The sequence below is a fragment of the Vibrio sp. CB1-5 genome, from assembly GCF_059412285.1.
The window spans coordinates 1-17,356 of the sequence record NZ_JBJHPB010000048.1 but is presented as its reverse complement, the minus strand read 5'-3'; the positions used below and the strand labels follow the sequence as shown (position 1 = coordinate 17,356).

18 protein-coding genes and 1 tRNA gene are annotated in these 17,356 nt (G+C 43.7%); 16 read left to right on the top strand and 3 right to left on the bottom strand.

From position 1 onward, the window contains the following. Window positions 1-146 precede the first annotated feature (146 nt). The gene (locus ACJB0T_RS21345; protein WP_479291699.1) at window positions 147-917 is read right to left on the bottom strand and encodes a DUF481 domain-containing protein; all 771 of its coding nucleotides are present in this window, start codon (window positions 915-917) and stop codon (window positions 147-149) included. 178 nt (window positions 918-1,095) lie between these two features. Here ACJB0T_RS21345 and ACJB0T_RS21340 point away from each other — a divergent pair, with 178 nt between their 5' ends. Both ACJB0T_RS21340 and alr read left to right on the top strand, forming a co-directional pair. Beyond that, window positions 1,096-2,490, top strand: a complete 1,395-nt coding sequence (locus ACJB0T_RS21340) for a replicative DNA helicase (protein WP_479291696.1) — start codon at window positions 1,096-1,098, stop codon at window positions 2,488-2,490. 21 nt (window positions 2,491-2,511) lie between these two features. Next, a complete protein-coding gene (alr, locus tag ACJB0T_RS21335) occupies window positions 2,512-3,594 on the top strand; it encodes an alanine racemase (protein WP_479292331.1) in 1,083 nt (360 codons plus the stop codon). Window positions 3,595-3,728: 134 nt separating this feature from the next. On the opposite strand, the gene ACJB0T_RS21330 is transcribed toward alr, so the two are convergent. Further along, window positions 3,729-4,151, bottom strand: a complete 423-nt coding sequence (locus ACJB0T_RS21330) for a secondary thiamine-phosphate synthase enzyme YjbQ (protein ID WP_479291693.1) — start codon at window positions 4,149-4,151, stop codon at window positions 3,729-3,731. A gap of 303 nt (window positions 4,152-4,454) precedes the next feature. Between ACJB0T_RS21330 and pgi the strand changes: the two genes are divergently transcribed. After that, entirely contained in the window at window positions 4,455-6,107 is a 1,653-nt protein-coding gene (pgi, locus tag ACJB0T_RS21325) for a glucose-6-phosphate isomerase (protein ID WP_479291690.1), read from the top strand. A gap of 67 nt (window positions 6,108-6,174) precedes the next feature. Here the strand turns inward: pgi and ACJB0T_RS21320 are convergent, their stop codons facing one another. After that, window positions 6,175-6,648 (bottom strand): RDD family protein, encoded by a 474-nt coding sequence (locus ACJB0T_RS21320; RefSeq protein ID WP_479291687.1) that lies wholly within the window; start codon window positions 6,646-6,648, stop codon window positions 6,175-6,177. 191 nt (window positions 6,649-6,839) lie between these two features. On the opposite strand from ACJB0T_RS21320, the gene ACJB0T_RS21315 reads away from it, so the two are divergent. The 13 genes from ACJB0T_RS21315 (at window position 6,840) to ACJB0T_RS21255 (ending at window position 17,025) form a co-directional block, all read left to right on the top strand. Beyond that, window positions 6,840-6,924 (top strand) — tRNA-Leu (locus ACJB0T_RS21315). A 178-nt stretch (window positions 6,925-7,102) separates the two neighbouring features. Then, entirely contained in the window at window positions 7,103-8,347 is a 1,245-nt protein-coding gene (locus ACJB0T_RS21310; RefSeq protein ID WP_479291685.1) for a tyrosine-type recombinase/integrase, read from the top strand. A 76-nt stretch (window positions 8,348-8,423) separates the two neighbouring features. Further along, the gene (locus tag ACJB0T_RS21305) at window positions 8,424-9,287 is read left to right on the top strand and encodes a hypothetical protein (RefSeq protein WP_479291683.1); all 864 of its coding nucleotides are present in this window, start codon (window positions 8,424-8,426) and stop codon (window positions 9,285-9,287) included. Window positions 9,288-9,442: 155 nt separating this feature from the next. Next, window positions 9,443-9,664, top strand: coding sequence for a helix-turn-helix transcriptional regulator (locus ACJB0T_RS21300; protein ID WP_479291680.1), 222 nt, complete (start codon window positions 9,443-9,445; stop codon window positions 9,662-9,664). A gap of 2 nt (window positions 9,665-9,666) precedes the next feature. Continuing rightward, on the top strand, window positions 9,667-9,870 hold the full coding sequence (locus ACJB0T_RS21295; RefSeq protein WP_479291678.1) for a hypothetical protein: 204 nt from the start codon (window positions 9,667-9,669) through the stop codon (window positions 9,868-9,870). Continuing rightward, on the top strand, window positions 9,863-10,330 hold the full coding sequence (locus tag ACJB0T_RS21290) for a helix-turn-helix domain-containing protein (RefSeq protein ID WP_479291676.1): 468 nt from the start codon (window positions 9,863-9,865) through the stop codon (window positions 10,328-10,330). The genes ACJB0T_RS21295 and ACJB0T_RS21290 overlap by 8 nt, the downstream gene beginning before the upstream one ends. 11 nt (window positions 10,331-10,341) lie before the next feature. Beyond that, window positions 10,342-11,439 carry a tyrosine-type recombinase/integrase gene (locus ACJB0T_RS21285; protein ID WP_479291674.1) on the top strand — a complete coding sequence of 366 codons (1,098 nt, stop codon included), beginning with the start codon at window positions 10,342-10,344 and terminating at the stop codon, window positions 11,437-11,439. A gap of 158 nt (window positions 11,440-11,597) precedes the next feature. After that, window positions 11,598-12,164 (top strand): recombinase family protein, encoded by a 567-nt coding sequence (locus ACJB0T_RS21280; RefSeq protein ID WP_479291672.1) that lies wholly within the window; start codon window positions 11,598-11,600, stop codon window positions 12,162-12,164. A 146-nt stretch (window positions 12,165-12,310) separates the two neighbouring features. Continuing rightward, on the top strand, window positions 12,311-12,979 hold the full coding sequence (locus tag ACJB0T_RS21275) for a hypothetical protein (protein WP_479291670.1): 669 nt from the start codon (window positions 12,311-12,313) through the stop codon (window positions 12,977-12,979). Between the two features lie 455 nt (window positions 12,980-13,434). Beyond that, entirely contained in the window at window positions 13,435-14,139 is a 705-nt protein-coding gene (locus tag ACJB0T_RS21270; protein WP_479291669.1) for a hypothetical protein, read from the top strand. Between the two features lie 437 nt (window positions 14,140-14,576). Next, complete coding sequence (locus ACJB0T_RS21265) at window positions 14,577-15,170, top strand: hypothetical protein (RefSeq protein ID WP_479291667.1); 594 nt, start codon at window positions 14,577-14,579, stop codon at window positions 15,168-15,170. Between the two features lie 248 nt (window positions 15,171-15,418). Next, entirely contained in the window at window positions 15,419-15,979 is a 561-nt protein-coding gene (locus ACJB0T_RS21260) for a hypothetical protein (RefSeq protein ID WP_479291665.1), read from the top strand. A gap of 206 nt (window positions 15,980-16,185) precedes the next feature. Further along, entirely contained in the window at window positions 16,186-17,025 is an 840-nt protein-coding gene (locus ACJB0T_RS21255; protein ID WP_479291663.1) for a hypothetical protein, read from the top strand. Window positions 17,026-17,356: the final 331 nt, after the last annotated feature.

Sequence of the window (17,356 nt, the reverse complement as noted above, 5' to 3'; positions counted from 1 at the left end):
CTTCACTCTGAAGTTTTCGCTCAAATCGCACTACAAGTTGTTGCTGCTGAGTAATATCAGTTGTAACAATACGAAAAAACACCAGCTTCGGCTGGTGTTTTTTTTTGCTTATTTTTTATTGCGTCAAGTTGCTGCTTGCTGGAAGCTTAGAAGGCGAAAAGCAGATTCACCGTAAAGATAGAGTCGCGTTTGCTCAAGTTAGGGCTAGGCACCTTGGTATGATATTTACTGTCATAGGCAAGTTTAAGAGCGATAGTCTCGGTAATATCGTTGGTGACGTTTACCTCGGTATCCATACGCGTGTTGCTTTGACCGGCAGTAACTGTGAGCTTGGTTGCGAACGTTAGGTTCTCCAGTGGGTTCCAAGAAAAATTAATGTTACCGCGGACAATGGGTTCTTTGACTATGTCCTTGAAGATGATTTCATCGTCATCAATCTCATCAACATTAGGCTCTTGATAACGAAAGCCGGGACCGAATTCGGCTTCAAGTAGCAGTGAGTCGGTATTGTATAACTGATAACCCAAACCACCTGAAACGGTATGGTCTTCAAAATACGAGCTGTAGCGGGAAGAAAACCCATTGTAGTTTCCGTAAAGATAGGTTCTTGGGCCTAACTTGTAGTCGGTCTGCAGCAAGTAGTTTTGTTGGTTCTTGTCTTCTTTCCCATTTTTGTACAGTTGATAGTACTTCCACTCACCATTGGTACGGTGTCTCCCCTCAGTGTATTCAGCCCCAGCGCGGGCATTGAGAGACTGTGAGTCGGTATTGCCTGAGTGCGCCTGGTAGCCAAATTCTACTTCGGTTTTTAGCGGGGAAGCCGGAGTCTCTTCACTGTCACCAGAAGGCGTGAACTCTTCAGCATAGACAGCCGGCGACGCAAGCAGCACTAGACCAAATAACAACTTCTTAGACACGAAAACCTCATGGCATGGAGAAAAGGGCTGGGGATTATATGTGTGGCATATTCGTTCATCGTCAGCGATAGGTCAAATATTGATTCACGAACCATCGCTTTTGTCGCGTTTTCTTTACTTTAGCCGACACTGAGTTGTGTATATAATGGTGGGTCTTAGTGTGTTATCGAGTTAGGTCATGACGGATAGTCGAAATCAGAAAAGTAGAGATGCTCAAGTGGACTCAGTGAAGGTGCCTCCTCACTCCCTAGAGGCTGAGCAATCGGTCTTAGGTGGTTTGCTGTTGGACAACCAACGTTGGGATACCGTGGCTGAAAAAGTCATTAGCAGCGATTTCTATAGTAGACCGCATCGTTTGATCTTCGAAGGTATTCAATCCATTCTCGAAGAGAGCAATCCGCTCGATTTAATCACGCTTTCCGAACATTTAGAGCTGCGCGAACAGCTTGATGATGTTGGCGGCTTTGCTTACCTTGCTGATTTGGCGAAGAACACGCCGAGTGCGGCTAACATCAATGCGTATGCCGACATCGTTGCCGAGCGAGCGCTTGTTCGCAACCTAATTGGTGTTGCCAACGAGATTGCTGACGCGGGTTACGATCCGCAAGGACGCTCTTCAGAAGATTTGCTTGATTTAGCGGAAAGTAAAGTCTTCAAAATTGCGGAAGATCGCACCAACGAAAACGAAGGTCCTCAGAATGTTGATAACATTCTCGAGAAAACCCTAGAGCGCATTGAGATCCTCTACAAAACGCCGCAAGACGGTGTGACCGGTGTGACGACAGGCTTTAACGACCTCAATAAGAAAACAGCGGGCCTGCAGGGCTCTGACTTGATTATTGTGGCCGCGCGTCCATCGATGGGTAAAACCACCTTTGCGATGAACTTATGTGAAAACGCAGCCATGGCCAGTGATAAGCCTGTGCTCATCTTCTCTTTGGAGATGCCTTCTGAGCAGCTGATGATGCGTATGCTTGCCTCCCTTTCTCGAGTCGACCAAACCAAGATCCGTACTGGTCAACTTGATGATGAGGATTGGGCGAAAATTTCGACCACCATGGGTATGCTCATGGAAAAGAAAAACATGTTCATTGATGACAGCTCTGGCTTAACACCGACGGAAGTACGCTCCCGTGCTCGTCGAATTGCCCGTGAACATGGCGGCCTGAGCCTAATCATGATCGACTACCTTCAGTTGATGCGCGTTCCTTCCCTTTCAGAAAACCGTACACTGGAAATCGCCGAGATTTCTCGCTCGTTAAAAGCCCTTGCGAAAGAGCTTAACGTACCAGTAGTGGCGCTATCGCAGCTTAACCGTTCCTTGGAGCAGCGCGCTGACAAGCGTCCAGTAAACTCGGATCTTCGTGAATCGGGCTCTATCGAGCAGGATGCCGACCTTATCATGTTTATTTATCGTGATGAGGTATATCACCCAGACAGTGCACTAAAAGGCATTGCCGAAATCATTATTGGTAAGCAGCGTAACGGTCCTATCGGTTCGGTTCGCTTAACCTTCCAAGGTCAGTTCTCTCGCTTTGATAACTACGCAGGTCCTGCGTTTGACGAAGAATAGTAGGATAGTTGCATGAGTTACATGAAAGCGGCGACGGCGCACATTAATTTAGAGGCGCTGGCGCACAATCTTGCATGCATTAAGCAGCAAGCGCCGAATAGCAAAATTATGGCGGTGGTGAAGGCGAATGGCTATGGCCATGGCCTTAGACATATCGCTAAAAATGCCAAAGGGGCTGATGCGTTTGGTGTGGCGCGTATTGAAGAGGCGTTACAGCTAAGAGCCAGTGGCGTGGTGAAACCTATTCTACTTTTAGAGGGCTTCTACTCGCCAAACGACTTACCTGTACTGGTGACTAACAACATTCAAACCGTTGTTCATTGCTACGAGCAGCTTGACGCGCTGGAGCAAGCCGAGCTTGAAGGCCCGGTTGTGGTCTGGCTAAAAGTTGACAGCGGTATGCACCGCCTTGGTGTTCGTGCAGAGCAATATCAAGAGTTTGTCGAGCGTCTACATCGCTGTGATAACGTGGCGAAACCGCTTCGCTATATGAGTCACTTTGGCTGTGCCGATGAGCTAGAAAATCCAATGACGAAACAGCAGATTGAGCTGTTTCTTTCACTCACTGAAGGTTGCAATGGTGAACGTTCAATGGCTGCATCTGCTGGCCTGCTAGAGTGGCTTCCAAGTCAGCTCGATTGGGTTCGACCAGGCATCATCATGTATGGAGTGTCGCCATTTGGAGACAAAACGGCCGCTGAGATGGGCTTTAAGCCGGTGATGACATTAAAGTCTCACTTGATTGCGGTGCGTGACGTCAAACAAGGCGAGAGTGTGGGGTATGGTGCCACATGGACCAGTGAACGTGACACCAAAGTCGGCGTGATTGCGATTGGCTATGGCGATGGCTATCCGCGAACAGCACCTAATGGTACGCCTGTACTGGTTAATGGCCGCAAAGTACCGATAGCCGGTCGAGTATCGATGGACATGCTTACCGTTGACCTTGGGCCAGATGCATCAGACCGAGTGGGTGATGAAGCCATTTTGTGGGGTGAAGAGCTACCTTCTGAAGAAGTCGCAGACCACATCGGCACCATCGCTTATGAACTGGTGACCAAACTCACCTCACGTGTAGATATGAGCTACAGCGGTAAGAGCTAGCCATTATATCTCATACCAACAGCTAACAGCTGATTTGTACTGATGGTCACATAGGTACCGATTAATTACATCGTCATCCCCGCGCAGGCGGGGATCTTCTCACCGCGATCTGCGAACCAAACTCTACCTTTTTCTCAAACCTGCCCCTGCAACGTCGCAATCACCCGACGCTCACCACCAAAATCTCGATGCTCCCCCAAGTAAATGCCCTGCCATGTGCCCAAAGCTAACTGACCATGGCTAATCGGAATCGACACGCTTGCTCCAAGCAATGAGCTTTTAATATGCGCAGGCATATCATCGCTACCTTCATAAGTATGACGGTAGTAAGGTGCATCTTCCGGCACATAGCGATTGAAATGACTCTCCATATCCGTGCGCACAGTCGGATCGGCATTTTCATTTAAGGTTAAACTTGCTGAGGTATGTTGAATAAAAAGGTGTAGCAAACCTACAGAGTAGTCGCGAAGCTGTGGCAATTGTTGTTCAATTTCATCAGTGACTAGGTGAAAACCACGCTTTTTCGCGCTGAGGTAAAGGGTCTTTTGTTGCCACATAATCACTCCTCTGTATTATAGTGCTTAGCATATATAAAGTGTTTACTGAAATTGTTTATATTGTGAACCGATACGTGACCTAACTCAAGGAGAGTACAGGCGCTCTGGTTCATAATTACGTCTGAAAATTTATTACTAAACAAAGCCTCGGCTTTGTGAACAACATACAAGATTGTAACGACGAGTGAACATCAAAGGCACTCGTCTGTATTTAGAATATACTGTTTATTATTCGCTAAACTGGGGGTTCCTTTTCCTTGGGGGGATTGGGAATAAAACCGACTAAAAATTGGGATAGAGACCATGTTGAAAAACATCAATCCAACGCAAACTGAAGCTTGGAAAGCACTGACAGCGCACTTTGAATCTGCGCAAGATATGGATTTAGCAGAGCTATTTGCACAAGACGCTGACCGCTTTGGCAAATTCTCTACACGCTTCGGCTCTGACATTCTTGTTGATTACTCAAAAAACCTAATCAACGAAGAAACAATGAACAACCTTTTTGCTCTTGCGAACGAGACTGAGCTTAAAGGCGCAATCAAAGCGATGTTTGCAGGCGATACCATCAACCAAACCGAAGGTCGTTCTGTGCTTCACGTAGCGCTACGTAACCGCAGCAACACGCCAATCATGGTAAATGGTGAAGATGTGATGCCAGCGGTAAACGCGGTTCTAGAGAAGATGAAAGGCTTCTCTGAGCGCATCATCTCTGGTGATTGGAAAGGTTACACTGGCAAAGCGATTACTGACGTTGTGAACATCGGTATCGGTGGTTCTGACCTTGGTCCTTACATGGTAACTGAAGCGCTAGCGCCATACACAAACCACCTAAACATGCACTTCGTGTCTAACGTTGATGGTACTCACATCGCAGAGACTCTGAAGAAAGTTGATCCTGAAACAACACTATTCTTGGTCGCTTCTAAGACATTCACAACGCAAGAAACCATGACAAACGCGCACTCTGCACGTGACTGGTTCCTAGCGTCTGCATCAGATGAAGCACACGTTGCTAAGCACTTCGCAGCGCTATCTACTAACGCAACGGCTGTTTCTGAGTTTGGTATCGACACAGACAACATGTTTGAGTTCTGGGACTGGGTCGGCGGTCGTTATTCTCTATGGTCTGCAATCGGTCTTTCTATCATCCTAGCGGTTGGCTACGACAACTTTGTTGAGCTACTGGCAGGTGCTCACGAGATGGATAAGCACTTTGCTGAGACTGATCTAGAAAGCAACGTCCCAGTACTGCTTGCTCTTATCGGTATTTGGTACAACAACTTCCACGGTGCTGAATCAGAAGCGATTCTACCGTACGACCAATACATGCACCGTTTCGCTGCGTACTTCCAGCAAGGCAACATGGAATCAAACGGTAAGTTTACTGACCGTAACGGTGACGCAGTAGATTACCAAACGGGTCCAATCATCTGGGGTGAACCAGGCACTAACGGTCAACACGCGTTCTACCAGCTAATTCACCAAGGTACTAAGCTTATCCCTTGTGACTTTATCGCACCTGCGATCTCTCACAACCAAGTAAGCGACCACCACCAGAAGCTAATGTCTAACTTCTTTGCACAAACTGAAGCACTAGCGTTCGGTAAGTCTAAAGAGACAGTAGAAGCAGAGTTTGCAAAAGCAGGTAAGAGTGCGGAAGAAGTGAAAGATCTTGTACCATTCAAGATCTTTGAAGGTAACCGCCCAACGAACTCAATCCTAGTGAAGCAAATCACACCTCGTACTTTAGGTAACCTAATCGCGATGTACGAGCACAAAATCTTCACTCAAGGTGTTATCTGGAACATCTTCAGCTTCGACCAATGGGGTGTAGAGCTTGGTAAGCAGCTGGCCAACCAAATACTACCTGAGCTAGCAGACGACAGCGAAATCTCGTCTCACGACAGCTCGACTAACGGTCTAATCAATGCATTTAAAGCGTTCAAAGCTTAATCATTGAAAAGCAAAACTGAAAAAGGTGCCGAATGGCACCTTTTTCTATTTATTCTCGATTAGAGTGTTATTTCGCTTTGCGTAACACCACAACCTTAGTCTTCGCCCAGATATCGTGGAAGCCACGCTTTTGAGGGTCGATAGGTACTGCAAGATTGGATAGACCAAATGCAGAGGTTGCGAGTCGAATCAGCGCCTGCGTGACAGTGATTCTGCCACCTTCAAGGTTTTGTACTTCAATCTTCCAAGCACGCATACCAAGCGTTTGGCCTGCTCTTGTCCAAAAGAACACAATGAAGTAGATCCAAACAAACGCGAGATAACCGGTGTACACCGGGCTCCAAAATGGGTGACTTCCTAAGAAGTCGCTGGCATCGGCATACGGTGCGTAAGACATCAGTCCTGCGGCAACAAGTGCTTCCATAATTGCGACAACAACGCCGCCAGCCATCATCACTACTGCAAGAATAATTAAGCTATCGTAGAACAGTGCACCAAGCCTGCGAAAGAATCCTGCAGGTGGGAGAGATTGGGTTTCCATTGAGACAAACTTCCATAACTAAAACTTGCCACAGCATAGCGATTTCAATGCCAAGGGGAAAGCCTTGCCCATCGCATTGCTTCACATTGTGGTGAAAATAGCAGCAAACAATAGAATATTCAGCGTTTTGCTCTTGCGCGATCTAAATGCTTACGTATAATGCCAAACATCAAAGGACATCAGTCCAAGATGCCGGTGTGGTGAAATTGGTATACACGACGGATTCAAAATCCGTTGCCTTCGGGCGTGGCGGTTCAAGTCCGCCCACCGGTACCATATTTAAGATTAGGGACGTCCAAGGACGTCCCTTTTTGCATTCTAACCCCCTGCTTTTCCTCATGTTGACGTTTCTATGCGTCCAAACTCATCTTGCGGAATCCAGCAGCTTATGCAACCCTCAATACAACCCCATGTAGCCCCAGATGGGTTTTGGTACGCAAAATGGACTCATATTATGGCAAGGATAGTAACCCCACTCACCAATACTCAAATCAAGCAAGCAAAGCCGAGGGAGAAAGAATACTCACTCAGTGATGGAGAAGGCCTCTCGCTCAGAATCAGGCCTAATGGCGGTAAAAGTTGGTTCTTCACTTATATAGTGCCTATCACTAAGAAGCGATTTAAACTTGGTTTTGGCAGTTACCCAGCAGTCTCTCTAGCTCAAGCGAGAAAAAAGAGGGAAGAGGCTAGAGCTTTGGTGGCAGGTGGTATCGATCCTAAAGTTAGAAAGATACAACAAGAGCTTGAAGCACAATCGTTACTTGAAAACACTTTTGAGTCGCTTGCTTCTCGCTGGCTAAAAAAGAAAAAAGCTGAAACTCTGGAAAGTACCTATCTTAAGCGGAAGAGGATGCTCAATAAGTACCTTTCGCCCCATCTAAACTCATATCCACTTTTGGCGATTAAGCCAATGCTTGTTAAAGGCATTCTCGACCCGATTGCAGAGCAGGGCAAGATAGAGACAGTTAAACGACTTTGCATCATTCTTAATGAAATCATGCGCCTTGGAGTGGCTGCGGGCGCTATTGAGTATAATACGCTCTCAGATATCACTAAGCTTTATCCAAATAAACAAGTAGTGCATAACCCTACGTTGGCACCGGAAGAGTTGCCTAAGTTGGTTACAGCAATCCGAGATGCAAATATCAAAGTGACCACTCGCTGTTTATTGCTTTGGCAATTACATACGATGGTGCGACCTGGGGAGGCTGCCAAGGCTCGCTGGAGTGAGATTGACTTCGAAAACAAAGTTTGGGTTGTCTCGTCTCAGACAATGAAAATGAAGCGAGAGCACTTGGTTCCTCTTACCCAGCAAATGTTAGATATCTTGGAAGAGGTAAAACCGCTATCAGGGCATTTAGAATTCATATTCCCAGCTGACAGAGAACCCAAATCACATTGCAGTACACAAACTGCCAATATGGCGCTGAAAAGAATGGGCTTCGCTGGAAAAACGACGGCTCACGGTTTTCGTTCTCTGGCAAGTACAACACTTAATGCACAAGGTTATAACAGCGACTTTATTGAGGCCGCTTTAGCTCATGAAGAAGCAAATAAGATACGTAGAGCATACAACCGTAATGACTATCTAGAACATCGCCGTCCGATGATGGTGTGGTGGAGTGAGCGGATTGAGCTTGCAGCTAAAGGGGAGACGATGGAGGTTGGTTTCAGTGGGCTTAGATTGATAGCACGATAACTGGCATTGAATCCGTGGGCATTTGTAGTTGCGTAACCATATGACAATAAATGGATTGATTAAATAAGGAATAATAGTGGCCAAAGATACCACTCTCATCCCTGTTGGTGAGACTTTTGAATCGTTTGAACAAGTAAGAAAAAAGCTCAGAGTCACAAGTAAGCAATTGTCTTATCTGATTATGACCCATGAAATAGTAATGGGGGTTGATTTTGATTCCGAGAATCATCTTGATATGGTTCAGTTTATATATGCGGATAGTGAAGCGTCTTTAGCGTGCGGCCAGACGTTGAAGGGGGAGGTTTACCGTCGCTGCGAACAAGCGGTAAACAATACCTGCAATGAGTCCTACGCCTCATTTAAGATGTTGGGCGCAACGTCGTTAACAAATGACCACAGTATCGTGATAAGTGGGGTTGCTGGTGGCTTTTGGCGATTTGAGTCAATTGTAGATGTATCAAGGATTATGAGTATAGATAGTGATAAAGCTTTGTCGCTTGAAATCACTCCTTACTACGGAGAGATAGGGTATCCAAGTCATAAAACCTCACCGAACAGTCAATGGTTAATAGGTTGCTCTCCAAGCACCTACCTATCTGATGTAAAGATACCTGCCTCAGAGGTAGAGCGGCTTGTGAAAGCCTATCAAGATAATCAATTTTTCGAATCAGTAGAACCATTTCCAGTGAGCAAAACTAGAAATCGTTCAGCCAGTGCAGAGCTGACTGATTACCTACAGAAAATTGTTGAGTTGCTTGTTAAAAAAGGAATTCTGCCTAAGGAGTACCTACGCAAGCCTATTGCCGCTAGAACTGAGTTAGAGCGGCAGATGAGCATAGAGGGGATTGCACCGCCGGAAATTGCGGATTCAACATTAGCTCAAATTTTCCGAGAGCATTTTGAGCTCATAGGTGAGCCACGACATCGAAGTAAGAATTAGACACGAACTAGCTTTATTAGGCCACGTCCACATTTTGTCGACGTGGCTTTTTTTATGGAATTTTTCTAAAAAACCTTAACTCATAGTTTTGCGATTTTCATTTGAATTAGTCTGTATTCATCGATAAGGCGTCAAGCAATTCCACAGGAGGGTACATGAGTTCAGATGCTAACCGATTGATTCGATTGAAGGATGTGATGAGATTGACAGGTTTATGCCGCAGCGCGGTATACAGCCAAATGAAGAGTAATGATTTTCCTTCTTCTGTCTTAATAGGCTCATCTTCAGTCGCTTGGGTTGAAAATGAGGTGCAAGAGTGGATTCGTCGCAAAATTAAGGAGCGCAATGAAATAGCGCTAGGGGTGAAAGGGAGTTAATCATGGTTTATGAGGCTGATGCCAAAACAGTCGAACTGTTTTATGCAGTGATAACTTGTCATTTGTGGGAGTTCAACGCTTATTTCAATCAACTGGTTATTCATGGTTACAACATTGCCGTAAGGAGAAGAGATACGAATATCGCACTTTTGTTGAATGAGGAAACAGGTGTGAGCATCAACAAGGAGGTTCGGAACATTGAGTAAACGAGTTAACCCAAACCGAAGCAAGATTCATCGTAGTTACACGGTGGAGGAGATTGCAGAGCTGTTTGATGTCCATAAAAGGACGGTACGCAACTGGATTAAGAGTGGTTTGCCAGTCAGTGACAAAGCAAGGCCGCTTTTGATTCTAGGGACTGATTTGAGATTGTTTCTTAAACAGCATCGCAAAAAGAATAAGCGTAATTGTAAGCCCACAGAGGCATATTGTTGCCGATGTCGAGAGGCACGAGAAATTACGTCAAACTCTGTTAGCTTTATCCAATGCGGCGAAGGTGTTGGTAGGGTATTTGGTCGTTGTAGCCAGTGTAATTTAAAGATAAATAAATTTTTTAGCTGGCGCATGTTAGATGCCTTAAGAGCGGAGTTTGAAGTGGAAAAGAGCGATAGCGCAAAAACACATAATTATGAGGGCTTAGAGGCTCGTCATTTGTCACTAGTTTAAGGATTGAAACAATGAAAAAAAACACCCCCAAAAATGTGCGTGCTATTCGAGATTATTGTGTTTTTTTAAAAGAGGCGAAGCGATTGAGTGATACGTCGATTGATGGCGTCACCAAAGCGATTAATCGCTTCGAGGAATACACCAGATACAAGGACTTCAAGGCGTTCCACTATCAGCAAGCAGTGGGTTTTAAAAAGTTTCTATTGAACCAAAGGAATGTGTCTACGGGCGAGCCTTTGAGTAAAGCAACTATGCATACAACATTGCGTCATCTAAGAGCATTTTTTCAGTGGCTTGCTTTACAGAGTGGCTACCGTTCGCGTATTACATACAGCCATACGGAGTATTTTAACCTGTCAAAGAAAGATGCTCGTATAGCTACCGCTAAACGTAAGAAGTCCGTACCTTCTATCGAGCATATAGTTAAGGTGCTTGAAACTATGCCAAGTGTGACAAGTGTTGAGATGCGAGATCGGGCTTTGGTCGCTTTTATTTTACTCACGGGGGCTCGAGATAGTGCGGTAGCATCTTTAAAGTTGAAGCACATTGATCTTGTTGAGCAAAGCTTGTACCAAGATGCTCGTGAGGTTAATACTAAGTTTAGCAAAACTTTCACGACCTATTTCTTTCCTGTAGGGGAGCTAGCTGTGCAGATATTTACCGAGTGGGTGAATTATTTAACGAAAGAGCTTTCGTTTGGAGCTGATGATCCGTTGTTCCCCAAAACACAGATTAAGAATACCCCGAGTCGTAAATTTGAAGTGATGGGATTGGAACGAGAGCACTGGACTACAGCAGGCCCGATTCGACGTATTTTCAAACAGTCTTTTAAGCTGGCTAGCTTGCCATATTACAACCCACACAGCTTTAGGAACACGTTAACCCGAATGGCTGAGCAGCTTTGCAGTTCACCAGAAGAGTTCAAAGCTTGGAGCCAGAACTTGGGGCATGAAGGGGTTATGACTACTTTCAATAACTATGGTGATGTGCCTGATTACAAGCAAGCTGAGTTATTGCGGAAACTAGCAAAACCCAAGCCAGAACCGAATGAATCTGATGCCGCTCTTTTACAAAGAATGTTAGCTGCGGCCAGAGAGCAGGGAGTTTAATCAAACCGTTATAAAGCTGGTATCAAAAAACATTCGTATGTTGATACCAGCTTTTTTGTATCTAAATAGGTATCGAAAAAGTAGCTAAAAAAGTAAATGATACCTATAGTTGTTGGTACTAGGTTATTTGATTCCAATTTAGAATAAGGAGAATACCAATGCGGATTTTTTCATATTGTCGAGTATCGACAACGGAGCAGTCCACGGAAAACCAAATAATTGCCATTCGGCAGCGCGGATATGAAATTATTGAATCACGAGTAGTCTCTGAAACTGTATCCGGCTCAGTAGAGGCGATGAAGCGAGATAAATTTAGAATGTTGGTGGAACACCAGCTTGAATCTGGCGATATGCTGGTGGTTTTGAAGCTAGACCGGCTAGGGCGGGACAATATCGATGTCCAAAAGACGATTACCCTGTTAGGAGGTAAGGGCATCAAAGTTGTTTGCTTAGACCTACCAGTTGCAGACTTGTCGAGTGCTGAAGGTAAGCTGATGCTTCAAATGTTCTCAGCGTTTGCTGAGTTTGAGCGAAATCGAATTAGGGAGCGAACTAAGGAAGGATTAGAGCGAGCCAAAGCTGAGGGAAAAAAACTTGGCAGACCAGCTGCTCATACGACTACTAATTCTGTTCAGGCCAAGAAAGCAGAGGGATTGTCGCAGTCTAAAGTTGCAGAGGCGCTTGGCTTGGGTATTGCGACGGTTAAAAGGCACTGGAACAAGTGAGGTGGTAGGGTAGGGGCTAACAAACTTTTGCCCCAAAACCACTTAGAGTAGGTGCTCTTCACTAAACATGGATGTTCATATTGACCAAAGTTTTCTAATGTTAGAAGCTGTAACGGTACACTTGAAAGGTAAGAGGTATTAGGGAAATGCCATATCAGCGACACCCATCTCACGATTTGAATAATTTGTTCCTACAGTCCGACTTTCCTCATCAAGGACAAAACCCTGTTTTTGCAAAAGTGATCTTTATTGGTTTGGACGCAAACTACTCGACCGCGCTTACAGCGAATGAACAATTTTTTGATTATGTATTACAATATCATAATGATGGCATCAGCTTTTGGCTAGAATATGGAGTCCATCACCCCTTTCTTCATCCCAATTATCCTCTTAATAGAAACACTGGCGGTGTGCCATACCACCGACGGTTTAGTAAAATGGGGTTAGACGAATCCTTCTCTGACAAAGTATCATTCATTGAGTTAATTCCCTTCCCTACAACCGGTAGAACAGAGGAATCAGTATTTTGGGATTTGTTTGAACCACAACATGCGAACAAAATTGATTCACTTATCACCAAAAACAGCAACCGAAAACTCATCATTTTGTCTAGGTCAGTAATGGAAAAAATGAAAAAAGCCACTAGAAGACACAGTGTGTTTAAGTGGCTTCCAGAAGAATTCGAGCTTGGTAAGATGAAAATAGTTTCTAATACGACAGTGTTTGGTGCGAAGCATTTTTCAGGAGCTGTTACTAACGAGTACCTTTTAAGTTTAGGTACTGAAATACGTAATTTTTGCGGTAATATAGATTAGAATATGTCAAGAGTTGTTTTGAAGCCGAACACGGCAAACACAACTTTGCCCCATTATTCGTTACACTAAATACTCCACAAATGCTAGGGGCGTGCCTTTTCCCGATCACATCTAATCCGATGGGGAAGACAAGACCATGCTCAGCACGTGTGTTGCTTGAAAATCGTATTGCTCAGAATTACCCCCAAGCTATGCGGGAACCATCGTTAATATCTGGTGTTCGTGAAGCGGCAGGCAGTTTAGGCTTTAATAAAGCGTGAAAACTATACAGGCATAATGATGTTTATTGTCAGTGCTATTTAGTTGAAACATAACATAGAACCCACTATCCCTTAGTTCATTATCGTATTGCATTTGCGCTAGCTTGAATTTAACTCAGAAATGCGAATACAACGCTTTAGTAACAATCTTTAATTAGCTACACTCATAATGTCGTATATTTACTGAGGTCGCCAATGAAATTCATTATAGCCATTTTATCAATCGCAGTATCGTGTAGTGCAAATGCTAGCTGGAGTATCTCAAAAACTAAAGATTCAATCACAAATATTGAACAATATTTTGCGGTAAGTCCAAGTGCTCAAAGCATTACGAAGATGAGCTTTCCATATCACGACGTCTCAAGTTGGGTTGGGGTAGGGTGCGATACAGAAGGGAATTACTGGTCATATTTAGGGTTTTCAACTGCACCAAATATGGTAGACAATGATACATTTGATGGTTACAGCAAGGCTTATCGACAGGTGAGGTTTGATCAATCATCCTCTTTAGAGGCGATGACTCAAGAGTGGGGGGGGACAGCCATTCATTTTGAGAACGATGACGAGATCATTAGAAAAATAAAATTATCTAACTCAATGATTGTCGACATGTCAAATTGGACGGGGGCAGACTCAAGCAATCAGGGCTACTTTCGATACTCGTTGTCGGGCTCAAGTAAGGCAATTAGTAATATCTTAACTCGTTGCGCCATAAATATTGAACCAAGCTCTTGTAAGAAGTTAAGAACAAATCTAACCGCATATGATATATACGTGGATGAGAATGAGAGGAAGGAAGCCATCGAAGAACTATACACTTCGAATAGGATTGGGGAGTACTTGCACAAGTGGCTAATGGATCTTGAGAAAGAGTGCTCGAATGGTTCTGGTTCGAAATAGTACAGCGTAGTTGTCAGTGTAGTGCTAGCCCCTATTCTACGAAACTGATTAGTTTCATAGATGTGTCTGCCGGGAATGGAAACACGAATTCTGCTCTCTGGGGAAAGATCACTCTTTAGATCGCTATGTTGAAAGGTACGCTAACCTCAATGAACTGATAGGCCATTAAATTATCGCTTCCCTAAATAGAGATTGTTGAGAGTCTATGGTTTAGTTCGACAGTTCCAAGATATTTTTGCCCCAAAACCACTTAGAGTAAATACTCATGCGCATCTGGTTAATGTGAAATTGCACTACAACAAGTTATGCGAATTCCCTTCATTTAGGAAGTTAGAACCTCTTAACAGACTAACTTCCCTGAGCTATTGGTAATATATTGATTAAGTGACCGAAAGACGGCATTGTGTGAGAGCTATAGAAGGCTGTTAGCCGTCAATTTGATATTAGACTTCGGAGATGGTGTGGTGATATCAAGTAGTAACTTTAATACCGTGATATATCTAAGTGACATTAATACCCAGTGTCACCTGTTTAAACGGAGTTTTGAGCAGTTAGAAATCGCCGCAGAGCATTGGGTTAACATATCCAAAGGTATCGATGATGGCAAAAAGTTTTCTCCGTTAAACATCATATCTGAATGTACGGTTTGCTTGTCTGCAATGTCAGCGATCAAAAGAATGTTGAATGCAGATAAACCTCCCGCAGCTCAGAAACGCAGCTTTACATTATTTGAGCTATTGGGAAGCCCCTCACTGGATAACGTGTTCTCTAAGAGCGTTCGAAACTCTTGGGAGCACCATGATGAAAGATTAGACAGGGTATTGCGTGATTATATTGGAGGTAAGGGCGTGTCAGAAATCTATGTTTCTGCGACCCCTCCCAAAGAAGGGGCACTAATTTTGAAACGCTTTAACCCTAATGATATGTCAATCCATTTTCTAGACAATGTTGTTGAGCTGCCCCCTTGCCTTGAAGAAATCAACCAACTTGTCTTTGCAATTAATGACACAATTAGAGGGTTACACCGATAAACTTGGAGGCTAAAAGTCTAACAAGCATAAATATTTGATTTTTTATACTACAAAGTGTCCAGAGATGTATTGGCGGGGCTGGGACTAACTTGTCTTTGCCCCATTCAAAGTTACGACTGATTAGCTTCTCAGTTCATGAATCCATCATTTGACTTACTTTTCTTCATACCGGTAATGTGTCTAGAGAGTTGGGTTAACATTATAAAGTGCGTAAGTAGGGTTCAAGTCCCTCAAAGAAAGGATTTTGCATGAAAAATAAGATATTGAAGGCAATTGTCACGTGCACAGCCATACTTTCAGTTGGGTGTGCTTCTGTTACAGTTGAAGACAGAATCAGTTCCTCTCTCAAGGCATATGAATACAACGATATTGCTGCTCGGTATATGGCTAGGCCAACGTTTCTAGACGTTGAAGTTAGGAATGGCGAAAAAATATTACACCTGACTACTAATGAGTATGGGAAAGTTGGCTATGACCCAGAACTAGTTAGGCACATCTATTTTCAACAGAAGAACGTAGATTCTTACGTCTCGCACATTGACAAGTTCTTGAAATGGGAGAAGCTTGCGGTGGAACGTTCCGACCAGTTGACCAAAGAAATTGGACGCGCAGAATCAGCGAATGGAACACTGGTTTTTGATTTCCATAGTGGCAATACAACAACACACTTCCTTACCATATCAACCGATGCAGGGATAACTCTTTGGCCTGTTTCCTTCCCCAAAGAACAGGTGATTACTCTCAAGCAAGTATTGATTAACTTCAAAGATGAGACCTACAAAAAGACGGATACAGACATCTATAATTGATGATTGTATACAATGGAAAGTTACGAATACCAAATCTTGGCTTCTAAGCGAAAGAATAAACTCATAATGCTGCTGGTAGCATCGACTTCTTTCTAAAATTCTAAAAGTAAGTGCTCGAAGCTAACATTCTTAAAAGAATAAAGTTTGCACCCGCAATTACATACTGTAAGAATGCAAACGCCCCGTGGGTTCATGGGGCAGATACGATGTTGAGTGCTTACGGAAGATTACTTCAATTGGGGGCGGTTTTGCGCGTAAAGATTGTTATTGGTTTGATTTTTAGCTTTTTTTTAGTCTGGTATCTGTGCTCCATGGTATTGATTCCTCTAGTAACAGAAGGTTATCAAAGTACACTTAAGATTTGGTTTGAATGGCAAACATTCAATGCTGGTATGATTGCACTTCTTGCTGCTGCAATAACTGCTGGTATAGCTATCTACTTAGATACTCAAGCTAGAAAGTTGGAAAAAGAGAGAGCGCGGTGTGAATCTAAACGTAATTTCATCGCTTCTCGAGCATTTTTGCCTCATGTGCTAGCTGATATAGATACTTATGCTCAGCAATGTAGTACCTCCTTACGTAGCTTCTATCTTGCTAACAGTCTTTCGCAACAACTGAGTGAGCATAAAGAAAACCTAGCAAAAGAGTTTAGTAGACATCCGAAGCCAAATGGTTTTGAGCCAACATTCAGAGATTGTATAAAATATGCTGAGGATGAAAACTCTGAAAAGTTGACTCAGTTGTTGGTTGAGTTGCAAGTTTTTTTATCTAGGATGTCAGTGTTTGAGAATGAACAATCTATTCGCAGTAGCTATGCACTCGACATGTTGGCTTATTCGATTCATTTTCAATTTCGCGTCTCTAGCTTTTATGGTTTTGCACGCAAGGGCACAGAGATAGAACTCACCCCAAGTGATCCAATGGATTACTATGTGCGCCTGTCGACTTTGGGTGATGACCATGAAGCCTTCTCTCAAGGGAAAGATCACTCTTTAGATCGCTATGTTGAAAGGTACGCTAACATCGATGAACTGATAGGCCATTAAATTATCACTTCCCTAAATAGAGATTTTGACAGCCAGAATGTTCAGAATATAATCAAGGGTGAGGCGACAGCAAATGAATTGGTTTCAATATTTGGGCTGCGTTTACAAACAGCCCAATGGCTCTATAACTAAACAATTAGTTAAAGTCGATCATAACGCTGGACGATGCTTTACCCAAGTAACTCCCTTACTAAAAGTTATTCGTGTTTGTCTAATTTAAGTTATTACTCTAAGAGGCTTTTGTCCAGAAACGTTTTAGCAATGTGAGTGCGCTGTTGTGATCACCAAGCGATTCTGTCGTACCTTAATTACCAAGCGACTTTGTCATTAC

What these genes read in the sequence shown, in the direction of transcription:
- ACJB0T_RS21295 (WP_479291678.1), top strand. Translation starts at nt 9,667, where the DNA reads ATGGTTTATGAGGCTGATGCCAAAACAGTCGAACTGTTTTATGCAGTG.
- ACJB0T_RS21255 (WP_479291663.1), top strand. Translation starts at nt 16,186, where the DNA reads ATGTTGAGTGCTTACGGAAGATTACTTCAATTGGGGGCGGTTTTGCGC.
- ACJB0T_RS21270 (WP_479291669.1), top strand. Translation starts at nt 13,435, where the DNA reads ATGAAATTCATTATAGCCATTTTATCAATCGCAGTATCGTGTAGTGCA.
- ACJB0T_RS21300 (WP_479291680.1), top strand. Translation starts at nt 9,443, where the DNA reads ATGAGTTCAGATGCTAACCGATTGATTCGATTGAAGGATGTGATGAGA.
- ACJB0T_RS21275 (WP_479291670.1), top strand. Translation starts at nt 12,311, where the DNA reads ATGCCATATCAGCGACACCCATCTCACGATTTGAATAATTTGTTCCTA.
- ACJB0T_RS21320 (WP_479291687.1), bottom strand. Translation starts at nt 6,648, where the DNA reads ATGGAAACCCAATCTCTCCCACCTGCAGGATTCTTTCGCAGGCTTGGT.
- alr (WP_479292331.1), top strand. Translation starts at nt 2,512, where the DNA reads ATGAAAGCGGCGACGGCGCACATTAATTTAGAGGCGCTGGCGCACAAT.
- ACJB0T_RS21260 (WP_479291665.1), top strand. Translation starts at nt 15,419, where the DNA reads ATGAAAAATAAGATATTGAAGGCAATTGTCACGTGCACAGCCATACTT.
- ACJB0T_RS21285 (WP_479291674.1), top strand. Translation starts at nt 10,342, where the DNA reads ATGAAAAAAAACACCCCCAAAAATGTGCGTGCTATTCGAGATTATTGT.
- ACJB0T_RS21330 (WP_479291693.1), bottom strand. Translation starts at nt 4,151, where the DNA reads ATGTGGCAACAAAAGACCCTTTACCTCAGCGCGAAAAAGCGTGGTTTT.
- ACJB0T_RS21340 (WP_479291696.1), top strand. Translation starts at nt 1,096, where the DNA reads ATGACGGATAGTCGAAATCAGAAAAGTAGAGATGCTCAAGTGGACTCA.
- ACJB0T_RS21310 (WP_479291685.1), top strand. Translation starts at nt 7,103, where the DNA reads ATGGCAAGGATAGTAACCCCACTCACCAATACTCAAATCAAGCAAGCA.
- pgi (WP_479291690.1), top strand. Translation starts at nt 4,455, where the DNA reads ATGTTGAAAAACATCAATCCAACGCAAACTGAAGCTTGGAAAGCACTG.
- ACJB0T_RS21280 (WP_479291672.1), top strand. Translation starts at nt 11,598, where the DNA reads ATGCGGATTTTTTCATATTGTCGAGTATCGACAACGGAGCAGTCCACG.